This window comes from Nocardioides sp. JCM 18998, from assembly GCF_055391535.1.
Map to the genome: position 1 here is coordinate 814981 of NZ_AP043886.1, position 17126 is coordinate 832106.

The 17126-nt window shown below is 70.7% G+C and carries 17 protein-coding genes; 9 read left to right on the top strand and 8 right to left on the bottom strand.

Translation table 11 applies throughout. The features are described from left to right. Nucleotides 1–67 precede the first annotated feature (67 nt). The 4 genes from ACZ5L9_RS03885 to ACZ5L9_RS03900 all read left to right on the top strand — a co-directional run bounded on the left by ACZ5L9_RS03885 (nt 68) and on the right by ACZ5L9_RS03900 (nt 2771). Nucleotides 68–442: an ankyrin repeat domain-containing protein gene (locus ACZ5L9_RS03885; protein WP_464534149.1), complete on the top strand. Its 375-nt coding sequence runs from the start codon at nt 68–70 to the stop codon at nt 440–442. An 88-nt stretch (nt 443–530) separates the two neighbouring features. Continuing rightward, entirely contained in the window at nt 531–1796 is a 1266-nt protein-coding gene (locus ACZ5L9_RS03890) for a cytochrome P450 (protein WP_464534152.1), read from the top strand. Continuing rightward, nucleotides 1793–1984 (top strand): ferredoxin, encoded by a 192-nt coding sequence (locus ACZ5L9_RS03895; RefSeq protein WP_464534154.1) that lies wholly within the window; start codon nt 1793–1795, stop codon nt 1982–1984. The genes ACZ5L9_RS03890 and ACZ5L9_RS03895 overlap by 4 nt, the downstream gene beginning before the upstream one ends. Before the next feature lie 16 nt (nt 1985–2000). After that, nucleotides 2001–2771: a FadR/GntR family transcriptional regulator gene (locus tag ACZ5L9_RS03900; protein ID WP_464534156.1), complete on the top strand. Its 771-nt coding sequence runs from the start codon at nt 2001–2003 to the stop codon at nt 2769–2771. Between the two features lie 32 nt (nt 2772–2803). On the opposite strand, the gene ACZ5L9_RS03905 is transcribed toward ACZ5L9_RS03900, so the two are convergent. From ACZ5L9_RS03905 to ACZ5L9_RS03915, 3 genes are read right to left on the bottom strand one after another with little or no spacing between them, the layout of a single operon-like run. Continuing rightward, entirely contained in the window at nt 2804–4273 is a 1470-nt protein-coding gene (locus ACZ5L9_RS03905; RefSeq protein WP_464534158.1) for an MDR family MFS transporter, read from the bottom strand. After that, entirely contained in the window at nt 4274–4786 is a 513-nt protein-coding gene (locus tag ACZ5L9_RS03910; RefSeq protein ID WP_464534160.1) for a DoxX family protein, read from the bottom strand. It abuts the gene before it with no gap. 25 nt (nt 4787–4811) lie between these two features. After that, nucleotides 4812–5117, bottom strand: coding sequence for a hypothetical protein (locus ACZ5L9_RS03915; RefSeq protein ID WP_464534162.1), 306 nt, complete (start codon nt 5115–5117; stop codon nt 4812–4814). Between the two features lie 155 nt (nt 5118–5272). Between ACZ5L9_RS03915 and ACZ5L9_RS03920 the strand changes: the two genes are divergently transcribed. Continuing rightward, nucleotides 5273–5944 (top strand): alpha/beta fold hydrolase, encoded by a 672-nt coding sequence (locus ACZ5L9_RS03920; protein WP_464534164.1) that lies wholly within the window; start codon nt 5273–5275, stop codon nt 5942–5944. Between the two features lie 19 nt (nt 5945–5963). On the opposite strand, the gene ACZ5L9_RS03925 is transcribed toward ACZ5L9_RS03920, so the two are convergent. Continuing rightward, nucleotides 5964–6971, bottom strand: a complete 1008-nt coding sequence (locus tag ACZ5L9_RS03925; RefSeq protein WP_464534166.1) for a hypothetical protein — start codon at nt 6969–6971, stop codon at nt 5964–5966. Between the two features lie 129 nt (nt 6972–7100). Here ACZ5L9_RS03925 and ACZ5L9_RS03930 point away from each other — a divergent pair, with 129 nt between their 5' ends. Next, nucleotides 7101–8294: a thiolase family protein gene (locus ACZ5L9_RS03930; RefSeq protein ID WP_464534168.1), complete on the top strand. Its 1194-nt coding sequence runs from the start codon at nt 7101–7103 to the stop codon at nt 8292–8294. An 82-nt stretch (nt 8295–8376) separates the two neighbouring features. Here ACZ5L9_RS03930 and ACZ5L9_RS03935 read toward each other — a convergent pair whose 3' ends face one another. Continuing rightward, nucleotides 8377–9843: a carboxyl transferase domain-containing protein gene (locus tag ACZ5L9_RS03935; RefSeq protein ID WP_464534170.1), complete on the bottom strand. Its 1467-nt coding sequence runs from the start codon at nt 9841–9843 to the stop codon at nt 8377–8379. A 140-nt stretch (nt 9844–9983) separates the two neighbouring features. On the opposite strand from ACZ5L9_RS03935, the gene ACZ5L9_RS03940 reads away from it, so the two are divergent. Next, a complete protein-coding gene (locus ACZ5L9_RS03940) occupies nt 9984–11453 on the top strand; it encodes a class I adenylate-forming enzyme family protein (RefSeq protein ID WP_464534173.1) in 1470 nt (489 codons plus the stop codon). Between the two features lie 94 nt (nt 11454–11547). Here ACZ5L9_RS03940 and ACZ5L9_RS03945 read toward each other — a convergent pair whose 3' ends face one another. Both ACZ5L9_RS03945 and ACZ5L9_RS03950 read right to left on the bottom strand, forming a co-directional pair. Beyond that, nucleotides 11548–12786 (bottom strand): acyl-CoA dehydrogenase family protein, encoded by a 1239-nt coding sequence (locus ACZ5L9_RS03945; protein ID WP_464534176.1) that lies wholly within the window; start codon nt 12784–12786, stop codon nt 11548–11550. A gap of 30 nt (nt 12787–12816) precedes the next feature. Next, complete coding sequence (locus tag ACZ5L9_RS03950; protein ID WP_464534179.1) at nt 12817–13947, bottom strand: acyl-CoA dehydrogenase family protein; 1131 nt, start codon at nt 13945–13947, stop codon at nt 12817–12819. A 94-nt stretch (nt 13948–14041) separates the two neighbouring features. On the opposite strand from ACZ5L9_RS03950, the gene ACZ5L9_RS03955 reads away from it, so the two are divergent. Together ACZ5L9_RS03955 and ACZ5L9_RS03960 are read left to right on the top strand one after the other, a co-directional pair. Further along, nucleotides 14042–14905 carry an AAA family ATPase gene (locus ACZ5L9_RS03955; RefSeq protein ID WP_464534181.1) on the top strand — a complete coding sequence of 288 codons (864 nt, stop codon included), beginning with the start codon at nt 14042–14044 and terminating at the stop codon, nt 14903–14905. Between the two features lie 33 nt (nt 14906–14938). Next, on the top strand, nt 14939–16408 hold the full coding sequence (locus tag ACZ5L9_RS03960; RefSeq protein WP_464534183.1) for an MFS transporter: 1470 nt from the start codon (nt 14939–14941) through the stop codon (nt 16406–16408). A 38-nt stretch (nt 16409–16446) separates the two neighbouring features. Here the strand turns inward: ACZ5L9_RS03960 and ACZ5L9_RS03965 are convergent, their stop codons facing one another. After that, nucleotides 16447–17109 (bottom strand): alpha/beta fold hydrolase, encoded by a 663-nt coding sequence (locus ACZ5L9_RS03965; protein ID WP_464534185.1) that lies wholly within the window; start codon nt 17107–17109, stop codon nt 16447–16449. Between the last annotated feature and the right edge of the window lie 17 nt (nt 17110–17126).

A 17126-nucleotide genomic window follows, 5' to 3' on the forward strand; every position in this document is an offset into this window, starting at 1 on the left:
GACGTTAAGACGACGACACTTCTGTGTCAATGATTGAAATATATGCCCCATGCGCGACGATGACTCCATGAGCGAGCCCACCGACGAGATGATCCAGGTCGCACTCGAGCTGTTCGACGCCGCCCGAGCAGGACAGACGACCCGCGTGCTGGCGTACGTGGATGCCGGTGTCCCGGTGGACCTCACCGATCACCAGGGCAACACCCTGCTCATGCTCGCCGCCTACCACGGCCACGCCGAGCTGGTCGACGGCCTCGCCGAGCGTGGCGCGGACGTCGACCGCGCCAATGACCGCGACCAGGTCGCCCTGGCCGGTGCGCTGTTCAAGGGGTACGACGACGTCATCGCCACCCTCCTGCAGCGCGGCGCGAGCCTCGACGCCGGCACGCCGACGCCGCGCGAGGCCGCGACGATGTTCAATCGCGTCCTGCCGGAGGGCTGAGAACGGCGCCATCGTTGACACCTGCGACTTTCGGGATAAAGATCTGACTTATTAGACTTTTCTCGGAGTGCGCAGAGAGGCGAACACGATGGCGTACGGAGAGGCCACGGACGGGCTGACCCACGAGGACGAGCTGCGGCTGGGGAGGATCCAGGCCTGGCGCGCCGAGAACCCCCGCGCGGCGTTCGCCGCCGCACGGGCCAAGGGCCCGGTGCTGACCGGCGAGAGCCAGCAGAGCGCCGTCGAGGTGCTCGACCGCGAGCACATCGAGTGGGTGCTGCGCAATCCGCAGATCTTCTCCAGCGCCGTCCCGATCATGGGCAGTGCCGAGCCGGTCATCCCGGTCGGCACGGACGCTCCGCTGCACACCGAGTACCGCCGCCTCCTCGACCCGGCCCTGTCACCGCGCAGGATGGCCGCCCTGCAGCCGTCGGTCGCCGAGCACACCAACCGCCTGATCGACGAGATCATCGACCAGGGCGCCGTCGACTTCTCGCAGCACATCGCGGTGCCGATCCCCTGCCTCACCTTCCTCGACCTGCTCGGCGTCTCGCACGACGAGCTCGACAGGCTCCTCTACTGGAAGGACGTGATGATCGCCGCCCGGCGGATCGCACCGACCATCGAGGAGCGGATGCGGATCGCGGGCGAGGAGGCGCCGAAGATCTATGCCTACCTCTACGCGCTCGTCGACGAGCGTCGCAACGGCCCGACCGGCGGCGAGGACCTCATCTCGCGCCTGATCGAGACCAGCATCGAGGGTGAGGACGGCGCCCGGACGCTCTCGGACAACGAGATCGCCCGCTGCCTGTTCCAGCTGATCGCAGCCGGCCTCGACACGGTGACGATCACGCTCGAGTGCGTCCTCAACCACCTCGCCTCCCACCCGGAGGACCTGCGGATGGTCGTCGAGGACCCCGACACGATCGACAACCTCATCGAGGAGCTGCTGCGCTGGGAGACCCCGGTGCAGTCGACGGCCCCGCGCCGGGCGACGGTCGACACCGAGATCGCCGGCTGCCCGATCAAGGCCGGCACGATCGTCTCCGCCGTGATCGCGGCCGGCAACCTCGACCCGGCCATCCCGGGCCAGGACGTCGTGGACGTGCGCCGCGGCGACAAGCGCCACCTCGCCTTCGGCGGCGGCCCGCACCGCTGTCTCGGCTCGCACCTCGCCCGGATGGAGCTGCGCACCGTCGTGCGCGAGTGGGTCCGGCGGATCCCGGAGTTCGGCTACCCCGAGGGCTACACCCCGGAGTGGAACGCCTCGCCGATGCGCGGCATCGAGAGCCTGCGGCTCAGCTGGACCCCCAGCACCACCCGTACCGCATCCAGCATGGAGGTCACCGCATGAAGGTCAGCATCGACACCTCGCTCTGCGCCGGCCACGGCCGCTGCTACGAGATCGCCCCGAGCATCTTCGAGGACGACGACGCCGGCTACGGCACGGTGAGGTCGGCCGAGATCGGCGAGGCCGACGTAGCGCTCGCCCGGCAGGCGCAGATGGCCTGTCCGGAGCAGGCCATTGTGCTGATCGACTGAGGGCACAGGCCATCCCATGACCGCCGAGCCGCTCAGCCTGGCACGCGTCCGGGTGCCCAAGACGGCGGAGGTCGTCGCCCACAACCTGCGCTCACAGATCGTCCGCGGGGAGATCCCGGAGGGCTCGCCGCTGCCCAGCGAGGCCCTGCTGATGGAGCGGTTCGGCATCTCGCGGCCCTCGCTGCGCGAAGCGTTCCGCATCCTGGAGTCCGAGCGGCTCATCGAGGTGCGCCGCGGCTCGCGCGGCGGCGCCCGCGCCGCCCGACCGGACATCGGCGTCGCGGCCCGTCACCTCGGCGTGATCATGCAGTTCGACCGGGTCGCGCTGAGCGACGTCTTCACCGCTCGCGCGATGATCGAGCCGCTCGGCTTCCGCCTGCTCGCGGAGCACCCGGACCGCAAGGCCGTCACCCGCGAGCTCCGGACGTTCCTCGACGCGCTGGACGAGCAGAGCGACAACACCCGGTTCCTCGAGATGTTCATGGAGTTCTTCCAGCTGGTCTTCGCCCGGACGGGCAACCGGCCGATGGAGCTGATGTACGGCGCCCTGTCGGAGGTGATCGGCACCGAGCTGCTCGACGCCGTCCCGGTGGCCGAGGCGCCCGATCCGATCACGGAGAGGCCGCGCGCTCCGATCCGCGCGCTGCTGAAGGTGCTGAGCCTGGTCGACCAGGGCAGCGGCGCCAAGGCCGCGGAGTACTGGACGGCCCAGATGCTCAGCGTCTCCGAGAGCGTCTTCCAGCGCCACCAGAGCCGCACCCTCGTCGAGGTCACCGACAGCTACTGATCACTCCTCGCGGCGATCAGTGCACGAGGCGATCAGTGCACGAGGACGTCGCGCGGCGCGGGCGCGGCCCGCCCGCGCAGGAACAGCGAGACCACGCTCATCAGCGCGGTCAGCACCAGCCCGCAGAAGAGCGCGCTGTGGATGCCGTCGCCCAGGGCGATGTCGTCGGCCGCGCCCGCGCGCAGGCTGCTCAGCTCGCTGCGGGTCATCACGGTGATGAAGAGCGCCGTGCCGGCAGCGCCGGCGAGCTGCTGGAGCGCGTTGAGGATGGCACTGCCGTGGCTGTAGAGGTCCTCGGGCAACGAGCCCATCGCGAACGTGATGCACGGCGTGAAGAGCAGGCCGAGGGCGAGGCTGAGGATCACGTGCGCGGCGACGACGTACCACGCCGCGGTGTGCGGACCCACGCGCAGCAGCATCGCGACCGAGCCGCAGAGCATCACCGAGGCCGGGACGACGAGCAGCTGCGGACCGTGCCGGTCGTAGAAGCGGCCCGCGCCGGGCGCGACCAGACCCATCACCAGGCCACCCGGCAGGAGCATCAGTCCGGTGGTGAGCGAGCCGAGGTGCAGCACCTCCTGGACATAGAGCGGCACCAGGATCAGCACGCCGAAGAGCGCCGCCATCGCGAGCAGCAGCACGACCAGGCAGAGCACGAAGCTGCGCTGCTTCAACGGCCGCAGATCGAGGAAGGCCTCGCCGCGTCCCTGCAGCCGCAGCTGGCGCCACACGAAGAGCACCGCGCCGACCAGGCCGACGGCGGTCGGGACGATCGGCGGGATCGGAACATCGCCCTGCGCGGCCTCGCCGATGCTGGCCAGACCGTAGACGAGGCCGCCGAAGGCGACCAGCGAGAGCACGAAGGAGACCAGGTCGAACCTGCTGCCCGCGGGCTCGGCCAGGTTGCGCACCCGGAGCAGGCCGACGACGAGTGCGGCGACGGCGAACGGCAGCACGCACAGGTAGATCAGTCGCCACGAGGCGAAGGAGAGGATGAGGCCCGAGAACGTCGGCCCGACCGCCGGCGCCACCGCGATCACGATCGAGACGAACCCCATCGTCCGCCCGCGCCGCTCCTCGGGGACGAACGTCATGATCGTCGTGGTGAGCAGAGGCAGGATGACGGCGGTGCCACACGCCTGGAGCACGCGCGCGACCAGCAGCACGGCGAAGGACGGCGCCGCTGCGGCCGTCGCGGTGCCGAGGGTGAACACCACCAGCGCCGCGATGAACACCGTGCGGGTGCTGAACCTGTCCAGGATGAAGCCGGTGGCCGGGATGACCACCGCCATCGTCAGCAGGTAGACGGTGGTGAGCCACTGCGCGGTCGCGGCGCCCACGTCGAACGCCGCCATGATGTGCGGCAGCGCGACGCCCATGACGGTCTCGTTGAGGATCATCACGAAGGCCGCGCCGAGCAGGACCCCGAGGACGACGCCGACCCGCTGGTCGACCTCGGGCTCGAGCGCCGCGGCCTCCGGGGTCAGCTCCGCCGCGTCCACCTACTTGCCGGCCTGCGGGCGGTACGTGGTGGCGAGCAGCCCGCCGGTCGCCACCACGGCGACGACGAGGGTGATCCAGAAGCCCGACCAGCCGTAGAGGTCCAGGCCGAAGGCGTGGAAGTCGTACGCGTTGTCGATCGAGACCTTCCCGGCCGGGAAGGTGCCCAGCGCCAGGGCGAAGACGCCGAGGGCGAGCACGTACTCGCAGCCCTCCTTGAAGATGAAGAATCCGTTCTTGCGGTGGTAGAGCAGGCCTGCCACCAGCATCACGCTCAGCACCGCAGCCGCGGCGAGCGGCGTCAGGAGGCCGAGGATCAGCAGCACGCCGGCGCCGATCTCGGTCACCACCGACGCCCAGGCCTGCAGCACGCCATGTCGGAGGCCGAGGCTCTCGAACCATCCGGCGGTGCCGGCGATCCTCCCGCCGCGCCAGCCGTGGTTGTAGCCGTGCGCGATCATGATGCCGCCCACGGTCACCCGCAGCAGCAGCTGGACAAGGTCATATGACTCCACGTCGCTCCCTTCGGTCCTACTCGTCTCACATGGCCTCGTAGACCATCAGCGTCGGCTTGTTCTCGCCGTGGTCGAGCGCCTCGGACTCCTGCAGGGTGGGCAGCGCCTCGGCGAGCTCGGCCATCACCTCGAGGGCGGGCTTCGAGAGCTCCCAGACGGTCACGTACGGCCTGAGGCCCGGCGTGCCCTCGACGTTGCGGTAGCGCGTGGCCGCGGCGAACCCGTCCACCTTCTCGAGGAGCTCGGGGATGTGCACCTCGGACTGCCACGCGTTGAACTCGTCCTCACGTCCGGCCACCGGCGCGGTGAAGACGAGCAGCTTGGCGCTCATCGCGCCGCCTCCGTCGCGGCGTCCCGCGACGACGTCGCGGCTCGGCCGGGCGCATGCGGGTCCATGGTCTACCTCCGTCATCGGCGTGCGGCTCAGCACTCGTACAGGATAATAAACTAGATAATATGTCTTCTACAACGATGACGGAGGTCTGCATGACCGAGAAGCCGCCGGTGGTCCTGGTCCACGGCATGGGCAGCAACTTCGAGCACAACTGGCGCCGGCACGGCTGGGTCGAGATGCTCGAGGAGACCGGACGACGCGTCGTCGGCTTCGACATGCCGGGGCATGGCGCCTCCCCCGTGCTCGCGGAGACCGGCGACACCGGTGCCGGGCGACTGGCGCGCCTGTGCGAGAGCCTCGCCGCGGGGCCGGCCGGCGTCGACATCGTCGCGTTCTCGGCCGGCTCCGTCCTGGCCCTGACCACCGTCACGCTGCGCCCCGAGCTCTTCCGGCGCGTGGCATTGCTCGGCCTGGCCGACACCCAGCTGAACATCTCGTTGGAGTCGATGCGGGCCGGCGCCCGCGACGTCTCCTCACCGGTGATGCGTACGGTCCTGGTCGCCGCGCAGCGCGCCGGCAACGACCCCGACACGGTGCTCGACTGGGCACAGCGCTCGGACGCGCCGCCCTCGTTCACGGATCTGGCACGGGTCAGCGCGCCGGTTCTGCTGGTGCTCGGCGAGCAGGACTTCCTCGGAAGCCCCGCGCAGCTGCTCGCCACGCTTCCTCAGGCGCGGTTGGTGACGCTGCCCGACACCGACCACTTCGCCACGACCTCGCGGGCCGAGGCGAAGTGGGCGGTGCGGGACTTCCTCGTCTCCTAGCGCGGCCGGGACCGGACGCCTACGCGTCCGCCGACTCCTCGTCGGCCGCCGCGGAGAAGCGACCCATGTACTCGTCGGACTGGGTCCGGCGGCCGTACGTCGTCGAGTGGTGCACGAAGGTGTCGACGCGCTTCCAGAGGAGCTCGCGCGTCGCCGCGAAGTTGTGCATGTGCGCGGCCTCGGGAAGCAGGAAGGTGTCCACACCCTTGGCGGAGGTGAACACCGCGGCCTCCTCGTCCAGGCTGCCGGTGACATCGCGCTCGCCGGCGGCGACCAGGACGAAGCCCGTGATCTCGCCGGCCCTGCTCGTCGCGACCTCGAGCAGCTCCAGGACGCAGCTCGGCACCGTCCGACTGGCCCACGGCGCATCGCCGTTGCGCACCGGCACTCCGATCGCCACGTCGATCCCGGCGAGGGTCTCCAGGTCGGTCGCCGAGGCCGCCGGATCGACCGCGGGGATCTCTCCCCAGTGGAAGACGTACGCGAAGTCGGCCTCGGCGACGTCGGTGGTCGAGCCGCCGGAGCGGAGCGGGAATCGCGTGCCCGCCATGCTGGCGCCCAGCAGCGCGATGCCCTTGAACGTGTCGTGCTCGGCCTGGGTCGCGACGAGCAGGTGACCGCCCAGGGACTGCCCGGCGCCGACCGTGGCGCCGAAGGCCACCGGACCGAGGCCCGACAGCAGCGTCCCGGCCCGCAGCCCCTCGGCGATGTAGTCCACGGCGCCGTTCAGCGCCGCCGTGGCCGCCGCCACCGAGGCGTCGTCCGGCACGCTGCTCTCGCCGACGCCCAGGGGATCGATCGCCACCACGATGTTCCCGCGTCCCGCGTGATACATCGCCTGGCTCCCCCCTGCCACCGGCAGGTTGAAGTAGCCGCGGCTGTAGCCGCCGCCCGGGAGCAGGACCAGCATGTTGGAGCCCGACGCCAGCGCCAGCGGCGGCGGCAGGAAGACGGTGGCGGCGATCTCCCACGCCTGACCCGCGGGGCCGGGCGTAGGGATTCGGATCTCGTGGATCTCGATGGGCATCAGGCACTCCTCGACAGAAGGGTTCGGTGATCGGACTGCGCAGTTGTCGCCCAGCACACATTGCCAAGGGCGCGCATATGGGTAATCGTATTAATGATTGAACTAAGGCACAACAACGAGGAGGATGTCATGGTCGAGGCCGTCATCGTCGACGCCGTCCGCACGGCTGTCGGGAGAGGGAAGCCCGATGCGGGCTGGCTCTCCCAGATCCATCCCGCCGATCTCCTCGCCGACGCACTCGCCGGCCTGGTCGCCCGTACGGGCGTCGACCCGGCGCTCATCGACGACGTGGTGATCGGCACCGCCGCCCAGATCGGCCCGCAGACCGCCAACATCGGGCGTACGGCGGTGCTCTCGGCCGGATTCCCGGTGAGCGTTCCGGGCGTGACCCTGGACCGCGCCTGCGGCTCCTCGCAGCAGGCGGTCCACTTCGCCGCGCAGGGCATCCTCTCCGGGACGCAGGACGTCGTGGTCGCCGGCGGGGTGGAGTCGATGAGCTGGTGCCCGATCGGCTCGGGGGCAGCCGGCCGCTCGCCGTTCGGCGCGAAGTACTACGAGCGCTTCCCGCAGGACAAGCCGCACTCACAGGGCATCGCCGCCGAGATGATGGCGGTGCGATGGGGCGTCACCCGGCAGGACGCGGACGAGTACTCCGTGCGCTCGCACCAGCTGGCCCACCAGGCCACCGAGGCCGGGCTGCTCGCCCGCGAGATCATCCCGGTCAAGGCTCCGCAGGCCGACGGGTCGGTGCTCGAGGTGACCACCGACCAGGGCATCCGGCCCGGCACCACCACCGAGGTCCTGGCCGGCCTCAAGCCCGCCTTCTGGGTGCCGGACTACCCCGACGAGCTGCCCTGGCTGGTCACGGCGGGCAACTCCTCGCAGATCAGTGACGCCGCCACGGCGGCGCTGCTGATGTCGGACGCCAAGGCCGCCGAGCTGGGCATCGCACCCCGTGCGCGGATCCACGCCCTCGGCCTGGCCGGCGACGACCCGGTCGCGATGCTGACCGGCATCATCCCGGCCACCCGCAAGGCGCTCGCGCGCGCCGGGATGACCGTCGACGACATCGACGTCTTCGAGGTCAACGAGGCCTTCGCCTCGGTCGTGCTCGCCTTCCAGCGCGCGTTCGACATCCCGATCGAGAAGATCAACGTGCACGGCGGGGCGATCGCGATCGGGCACCCGATCGGCGCGTCGGGCACGCGCCTGTTCGCCTCGCTGCTCAACGCCCTCGAGGCCAAGGACGGGCAGTACGGCCTTCAGGTGATGTGCGAGGCCGGCGGCCTCTCGAACGCCACCATCGTGGAGCGGCTGAGCTGACCCTCCCCGTCGCGAGGCCCGTCACGAGGCCCGTCACGTGGTCCGCCATGAGGCCCGCCATGAGGAACGGGCCCGCGGCGTCTCACACCAGAGACGCCGCGGGCACCGCCACGTCCGGGACGGCATCGCGGCGCAGCCCGCGGATCGCCGCCGCGATCTCGGCCCCGACCGCGGCGGCGAGCGCGGGCGTGGTGTCGCCCGCCGGCTCGGGGACGACGTGCTGGACGGCGCCGTCGGCGAGCAGGTCGACGGCTCGTACGCGCTGTCGCTCCGCCATCTCGGCGGCGTGATCCGTGTCGCCGTAGACGATGACGCTCGCACCCTCGGCCGGGAGCGGGGTGAGCCAGGCCTGCTCGGTCGCGATCACCCGCTGGGCGGCGAGCAGCGCGAGCGCGCCGCCCCCGCAGCCCTGGCCGAGGATGACCGCGACGGTCGGCACGCTCATGGTGGCCATCTCCCCGAGACAGCGGGCGATCTCGCCGGCCATCGCGTGCTCCTCGGCGTGCGCCGACAGCTCGGCGCCGGGGGTGTCGATCACCGTGACCAGCGGAAGACCCAGCTCCTGCGCGAGCGCCATCGCCCGACGGGCCTGGCGCAGCGCGGCCGGCCCCATCGGCGATCCGGGGCCCTGGCGGGTCCGGTCCTGGCCGATGAGCACGCACGGCTCGCCGTCCACCCGGGTCAGCACGGTGAGCACCGACGCGTCCGACTCACCCGTGTCCGTGCCGGAGAGACGCACCGTGGAGTCGGCGGCATGCCGCAGCAGGTCGCGGACCCCGAGGCGGGACTCGGCCCGGGTCGCGTTGATGGCGTCCCAGGCCGAGCGGCCCTGGTCGAGCTCGCCGACGCGACGGTGCAGCACGCTCGCAACGGGCGCGTCGAGCAGCACCGCGAGCGCCTTGTCGACCACCGCGGGCAGCTCCTCGGCGGCCACCACGGCGTCGATCACGCCCTTGCCCGCGAGGTTCTCGGCGATCTGCACGCCCTCGGGGAACGGGCGTCCCTCCAGCGCCTCGTAGACCTTGGGCCCCAGGAAGCCGACCAGGGCACCGGGCTCGGCGACGGTGACATGTCCGAGCGAGCCCCACGAGGCGAAGACCCCGCCGGTGGTGGGATGACGCAGGTGGACGAGATACGGCAGCCCGGCGCCGCGGTGCGCCATCACGGCCCGTGAGATCTCCATCATCTGCACGAACGCCGGGGTGCCCTCCTGCATCCGGGTGCCGCCCGAGGAGGTGCTCGCCAGGACGGGCAGCCCGAGGGCGGTGGCGCGCCGGATCGCCGCGACGATCCGGCCGGCCGCGGCCTTGCCGATCGAGCCGGCCAGGAAGCCGAACTCGTTGACCACCACCACGACGGGGCGGCCGTGGACCAGCCCGCGTCCGGTGAGGACCGACTCGTCGGTTCCCGCCTTCGCGGCGGCAGCGGCGAGCTCCTCGACGTAGGCCGGCGACAGGCCGGCGGTGTCGACCGGGGTGTCCCAGGACTCGAAGGAGCCGGCGTCGAGCACCAGCGCGATCAGCTCCCGAGCGGTCCAGCGTCGTCCCATGGCGTTGCCTCCTGATGCATGCTGGTCGACCGGTCCCCACCGGATGCACATATGGTTCAATGAGCATACTGTATAATGATCATCACGCGAACACCTGCGAACGAAGGACCGCCACCGTGGATTTGTTGACACTTCTCGAAATGACGGCCGGGGGCATGGGCGATCGCGTCCTGCTCGGCAGCCGCAAGGACGGTCTCACCGGCCAGGAGCTGCGCGACCGCGCGGCGGCCGCCGGTGCCTTCTTCACGGACAAGGGCGCCGAGAAGATCCTCTACGTCGGTGGCAACGGCCCGGACTTCGCGATCTCGCTGTTCGGCGCCGCCGCGGCACACAAGCCGTTCCTCCCGCTGAACTACCGGCTCTCCGACGCTCAGCTGGGCGAGATCCTGGCCCGGCACACCGGCCTGCTCATCGCCGACGACGTCGAGCGCGCGCGCCGGCTCGCGCCGGACACGACCGAGGTGATCAGCAACCAGGACATCCTCGCGATCGCGCCCGACCCCGACGCCCCGATCATCCCGGCCGAGACCGAGGACATCGCCGTGCTGCTGATGACCTCGGGCACGACCGCGGCGCCGAAGAGCGCCGTCCTGCGCCACCACCACCTGACGTCCTACGTGATGCAGACGGTGGAGTACGCCGGTGCCGACGAGAACGACGCGACCATCGTCTCGGTGCCGCCGTACCACATCGCCGCGGTCGCCAACCTGATCTCGAACCTCTACGCCGGACGCCGGATCGTCTACCTGGACAGGTTCACCGCCGAGGAGTGGGTGGACGTCGTCACCGACGAGGCGATCACCAACGCGATGGTCGTCCCGACGATGCTCGCCCGCATCGTCCGCCACCTGGAGGAGAGCGGCCGCAAGGGCCCCTCGACCCTGCGTGGCCTGTCGTACGGCGGCGCCAAGGTGCCGCCGACGGTCCTCGAGGCGGCCCTCCAGCTCTTCCCCGACACCGGCTTCGTGAACGCGTACGGCCTGACCGAGACGTCGTCGTCGATCGCGGTCCTCGGCCCGGACGACCACCGTGCCGCGCTCGCCTCCGACGACCCGAAGGAGCGCGCCCGGATCGGCTCGGTCGGCCAGGTGCTCCCGGGCGTGGAGGTCACGATCCGCGACGAGGCCGGCAACGAGGTCGCCGCCGACGTCCCGGGCGAGATCTTCGTCCGCGGCGCCCAGGTGGCCGGCGAGTACCTGGAGCAGGGCTCCAAGCTCGTCGACGGCTGGTTCCCGACCCGCGACCGCGGCTGGATCGACGCCGGCGGCTTCCTCTTCGTCGAGGGCCGCGCGGACGACACGATCATCCGGGGTGGCGAGAACATCGCACCGGCCGAGATCGAGGACGTCCTGGTCCGCCACGACGCCGTCCTCGAGGTCTGCGTCGCCGGCGTCCCGGACGAGGAGTGGGGCAACGCGATCGCCGTCTTCGTCGTGGTCAAGGACGGCCGGAGCTGCACCGTGGACGAGATCAAGGCGTTCGCGCGCGAGCACCTGCGCGGCTCCAAGACCCCCGACCAGGTGTACTTCCTGCCCGAGCTCCCGGCCACGCCGACCGGCAAGATCCTGCGCAAGGACCTGATCGCCAGCGTCAGTGTCGGCGTCAGCTGAGCCTCTCCCCACGCAACGCCGAAGGCCCGCTCCGAGAGGAGCGGGCCTTCGTGGTTCTCGTCAGGTTGGAGGGGAGCCAGAGCCTGACGAGGGTCTAGCGTCCCTGCCGCACCTCACGGAAGGGGACGTCGCGATCGGCCGCGAACTCGCGCGGCATGCCGAGCACGCGCTCGCTGATCAGGTTGCGGGCCATCTCGCTCGACCCACCGCCGAGCGAGCCGCTCTGCCGCATGAGGTAGTCCTCGAGGCCCTCGGTGATGGCGCCCGCCGCGGGACCGTTGGGCGCCACGCCCAGGCCACCGGAGATGTCCACCATCACGTCGCGCAGCAGCCACATGTTCTCGGCGTGGAACAGTCGCATGATCGAGGCCGCCGGCGGAGGCAGCACGCCCTGGCGCATCGCCTGACCGACCCGCTTGTTGATCTGCTCGTGGATGACCTCGTACGTCCGGGCCGCGCCGACCCGGTCCTGCACGTAGGGGTCGTTCTCCTTGCCGAGGGCCTTCGCGAGCTCGGCGGGTGTCATCTGGTCGCGGGTCGCCGGGCGCGGCATCCGCGGGCCCTGGGTGTACTGCGAGCCGCCGCCGACGGCGGTCCGCTCGTAGACGAGCTGACGCGAGGCGACCGTCCAGCCGTCGTTCTCCTCGCCGACCAGGGCGTCGGCCGGCAGGACGAGGTTCTCGAAGAACTCCTCGCAGAAGTCGGAGTGCGCGGTGACCATCCGGATGCGGTTGAGCGTGAAGCCCGGCTGCTCCTTGATCGGCACCATCAGCATCGACAGGCCGCGGTGCTTGGGCGCGTCCCAGTCCGTGCGCGCCAGGCAGATGCCGTAGTCCGAGCCGTAGGCGGCGGTCGACCAGATCTTGTTCCCGTTGAGCACCCAGGTGTCGCCGTCGCGCTCGGCCCGCGTGATGACGCCGGCGAGGTCGGAGCCGCCGCGCGGCTCGGACAGGAACTGCGACAGCACGATCTCGCCCTTGAGCGCGCCGCGGACGTACTTCTGCTTCTGCTCCTCGGTGCCGAAGTCGAGGATCACCGGGGCGATGATCGAGAACGTCGGGATGTTGAGCCGGACCGGCAGCTGGTAGCCGACGGTGGCCCGCCCGTACGCCTCCTGGTACTCGGTCGACAGCCCCAGGCCGCCGTACTCGGTGGGGAAGCAGATGCCGGCGAAGCCGCCTGCCCACACCAGCTTCTGCAGCTCGCGCTGGCGGTTCCAGTCCTCGAGGTCGTCCTCGAAGTGCGGCGGGTTGTCCGGGTCGTCCTGGGGAAGGCTCTCCGCGGCCCAGGCGCGAACGCGTGCCTCGAACTCCAGAGGCGTCTCAGTCGTCATCGGTCTCGTCTTTCGATCGTGGGTGGCGGGTCAGGCGGAGATCAGTCGGGCGATCCGACGGCGGTGCTCGATCGGCGTGCCGTACAGGTGCTTGTTGATCGTCGCCTTGCGCAGGTAGAAGTGGATGTCGTGCTCGTAGGTGATGGCGATGCCGCCGAAGAGCTGCACGATGTCCTGGAGGATCTCGGTCGACTTGTCGCCGACGTAGTTGGCCGCGACGCTGACCAGCTCCGACGCGCGCGGGTCGCGGCGGCCGACCGCCTCGACCGCGGCCTCGGTGGTCGCGAGGATGGCCTCGATCCAGGTCTTCTGGTCGGCCCAGCGGTGCTTGAGCGCCTGGTACGACGCCAGCGGCCGACCGAACGAGTAGCGGTCGAAGGCCCACTGGTAGGAGAGCTCGAAGGCCTTCTCGATCAGGCCTGAGGTCTCCGCGCACTGCAGCGCCACCGCGACCTGGAACTGGCGCTCGACGACGTCGGGCGTGCCGGCCAGCGTGCCGACGATGTTCTCCGCGGGGACCTCGACGTGGTCGAACCGCACCTCGCCGAAGGGACGGGTCAGGTCGACGCCGTCCTGGCGTGTCACCGTCACCCCGGCGGCGTCGGCCGGAACCAGGACCTGGATCGTCCCCTCGGGGCCCGCGGCGGTGACCAGGAAGAGGTCGCACGAGCCGGCGTGCTCCACGCGGTCCTTGACGCCGTCGACGACGATGCCGGACGGCTCGATCTTCGCGAGCACGGCGGGGTTGAGCGGGTCCCACTCCTTGCCCGGCTCGTAGACCGCCCACGAGGCGATCATTTCGCCCGCGAGGAGCCCGCCGATGGTCTCGGCGTGCTGCGGCTGCTCGCCGACGACCTCGACGAGGCCGGCGATGACCGTGTTGACCGCCTGGAGCGGGCCGGGCACCACGCCGCGGCCGAACTCCTCGGCGATGATCGCGAGATCGCGTACGCCGTCCCCGGAGATGGTGCCGCCGTCGAGCTCCTCGGGCACGAGCATCGCCGCCCAGCCGAGCTCGGCACCGGACTGCCACCACCCGCGGTCGAAGGTCGCACCGTCCTCGACCATCTGGCGGATCCTCGCCAGCGGGATCTCCTTCTCGAGCGACCGCCGGGCGGTCTGCTGGAAGGTCTTCTGGTCGTCGGTGAGGTCGAGCTGCATCGAGGCCTCCTGGTTGGGGTGTGCCGTGGCGCGACCACGCTCCGGCTGGTACCGTCTAATTATCTTACTTTATAAACCGTATCAGGAGGACTCGATGGCGGCCAAGCCCTTCACCAGCATCGCCGAGGTCGACGATGCGCTCCGGGCCACCGGCTACCTCCCGAGCGAGGCCATCTCGACGGCGGTGCTGCTGGCCACCCGCCTGGGGCGCCCGCTGCTCGCCGAGGGACCGGCCGGCACCGGGAAGACGGCCCTCGCCAAGGCGCTGGCCGCCGCCACCGGTGCCCGGATCGTGCGGCTGCAGTGCCACGAGGCGATCGATGAGTCGCGCGCGCTCTACGAGTGGGACTACCGCAAGCAGCTGCTGGCCATCCAGGCCGCCCGGGAGGGCGCCGAGGAGGCGACCGTGCACGGCGTGTACGGCGAGGACTACCTCCTCGTCCGCCCGCTGCTCGATGCCCTGCGCGCCGAGGACGACGTCATCCTGCTCGTCGACGAGGTCGACCGGCTCAGCGTCGAGGCTGAGGCCCTGCTGCTCGAGTTCATGGCCGAGAGGCAGGTGACGGTGCCCGAGCTCGGCACCATCCGGGCCCGGTCGATCAGCCCGGTGATTCTGACCTCCAACCACACCCGCGAGCTCTCCGAGGCGCTGCGGCGCCGCTGCGTCTTCCTGCACATCGACTACCCCGACCCGCAGCGCGAGCGCGACATCGTCATGGCCGACGTCCCCGGGCTCGGCGCCGACCTCGCCGAGCAGGTGACCACGACGGTGGCCACGCTGCGCTCCCTCGACCTGCGCAAGAAGCCATCGGTGGCCGAGACGCTCGACTGGGCGAACGCACTCCTCGTGCTCCCCCAGGAACGCATCGACCTCGCCGCCATCAAGCAGGCCCTCCCGCTGCTGCTCAAGAGCCAGAACGACGTCGACCTCGCCCTCGCCGAGCTCGACCGCGCCTGACGGCGTCCGTACGCCCCGATCCGAGAGACCCCGATGACCTACTCCCCCACCGACGACCAGCTCGACCCCGAGCTGGAACAGGAGATCCGCGAGGAGCTCGATCTCCAGGCACACACCTCGGACCACCGCGCGACGCTGGAGATCCTGGTCATCGGCTTCGCCACCATCACCTGCTCGCTCTACCAGTCGGTGCTGGTCCCGCTCCTCGGCGTGCTGCCCGAGAAGCTCGACCGCTCATCGTCCGCCGTCGAGTGGCTGCTGACCGCGACCCTCCTGGTCGCGGCGGTCTCGACGCCGGTGATGGGTCGCCTCGGCGACATGTTCGGCAAGCGTCGGATGCTCCTGATCGCGGTCTCGTTCGGCATCGTCGGATCGCTGCTCTGCGCGCTCACCAGCAATCTGGGCGTGCTGATCGCCGGACGCGCCTTCCAGGGGGCCTCGATGGCCTCACTGCCGCTGGCCATCAGCCTGGCCGCCTCCCTGCTGCCGCCGGAGCGGCGCGCCACCGGCATCGCGATCATCAGCGCGACGCTGGGCTTCGGCGGCGCGATCGGCATGCCGCTGTCGGGCGTCGTCGCCGACAACATGGACTTCCACTGGCTGTTCTGGATCACGTTCGCGGCCGGCATCGGCAGCTTCCTGGCCATCCGGGCGGTGGTCCCCGAGTCCCCGATGCGCAGCGGCGGCCGGCTCGATGTGTTCGGTGCCGTGCTGCTCAGCGGCGCCCTCGTCACGTTCCTGCTGCCGCTGGCGGAGTCGGGCGAGTGGGGCTGGGGATCGGTCCGCGTGCTGGGTCTCTTCGCCGTCTCCGCGCTGGTCTTCGGGCTCTTCGGGCTGCGCCAGGTGCGCACCCGTGAGCCGCTGGTCGACCTGGTCGCGGCGCGGCGCCGGCCGCTGCTGATGGTGCACGGCGCCTCGATGCTGATCGGCGTCGCGACGTTCGCCTCCTACCTCGGCACCACGGTCTTCGTGGAGATGCCCACCCGGACCGGGTACGGCTTCGGCGCCTCGGTGACCGTGGGCGGGCTGTGCATGCTGCCCGGCGGGCTCATCATGATCCCGGGCGCGACCGTCGCCGGGCGCCTGATCAACCGCCGCGGCCCCACCTTCGTGCTCGCGCTCGGTGCGACGATCATGGCGACCGGGTGGATCCAGCGGATGCTGATCTCCTCCACCTACGCGTGGGTCATCCTCGGCACGATCCTGGTCGGGATCGGCATCTCGATGTGCTCGGCCTCCCTGCCCTCGATCGTGAACGCGCACACGCCGATCCAGGCGATGGCAGCAGCGAACAGCCTCAACAACCTGGTCCGCAGCGTCGGCGCCTCGATCGCGAGCGCCATCGGAGGCACCGTGATGGCCTCGCTGGTGCTCGACCTCGGCGGCGTCGAGCTGCCGAGTGCCACCGCGTTCCGCACCCTGTTCGCGATCTGCGCCGGCGCGTCCCTGACCGCCCTGCTGCTCGCCGTCTCGATGCCGAAGGCCGAGCTCCCGGCCGCTTGACGGCGGCGCCGACCACGAGGTTCAGCGAGCCAGGAGGCTCACTGGCCCAGGAAGTCGATCACCGCCTCCTGGGCCTCGAACCGCTGCGTGGTCGAGAAGTGGTCGGTACGCCGCAGCGTGACCAGCCTGCCGTCCGGCACGGCCTCCAGGAGACGCTCGACCGGGCCGACGAAGTCGTTCTCGCCGAGGATGAAGAGCACGGGGCAGGTCACCGCCCCCATCGCCTCGAACGACGGGACCGGGTCGGTGTCGAACGAGGAGGCCATCACCTGCTCGAAGTCGTTGCCGGCACGCTCCGCCGCCAGCCGGACCCCCGACATCGTCGGGCTGTCCATGCTCGCCGCGAGGCTCGCGCGCTTCTGCTCGAGGGTGACCCGGTAGGACCGGTCGCCGGTGCCCATCAGGACGAGGCGGCGGAAGAGCTCGGGGCGCTGGGTGGCTGCGGTGAGGCTGAGGACGGCTCCGGCGGAGAAGCCGACCACGTCGGCGTGTCCGCCCAACGACTCGATCTGGGCGTGCAGCCTGCCCGCACCGGTCTCGGCGGGACGCTCGATCAGCGGCACGCCGGCGTGCCCGGCCATGTTGTGCCCGACCGGCGTACGCCCCTCGGCCTCCAGGAGGTCGCGCCATCCCGACTTCACCCAGTTCGCCTCGTAGGTACTGCCGAGGCCGTGGACGAAGATGACGGGTGGCTTGACCATGCAATTCACTCTATCAT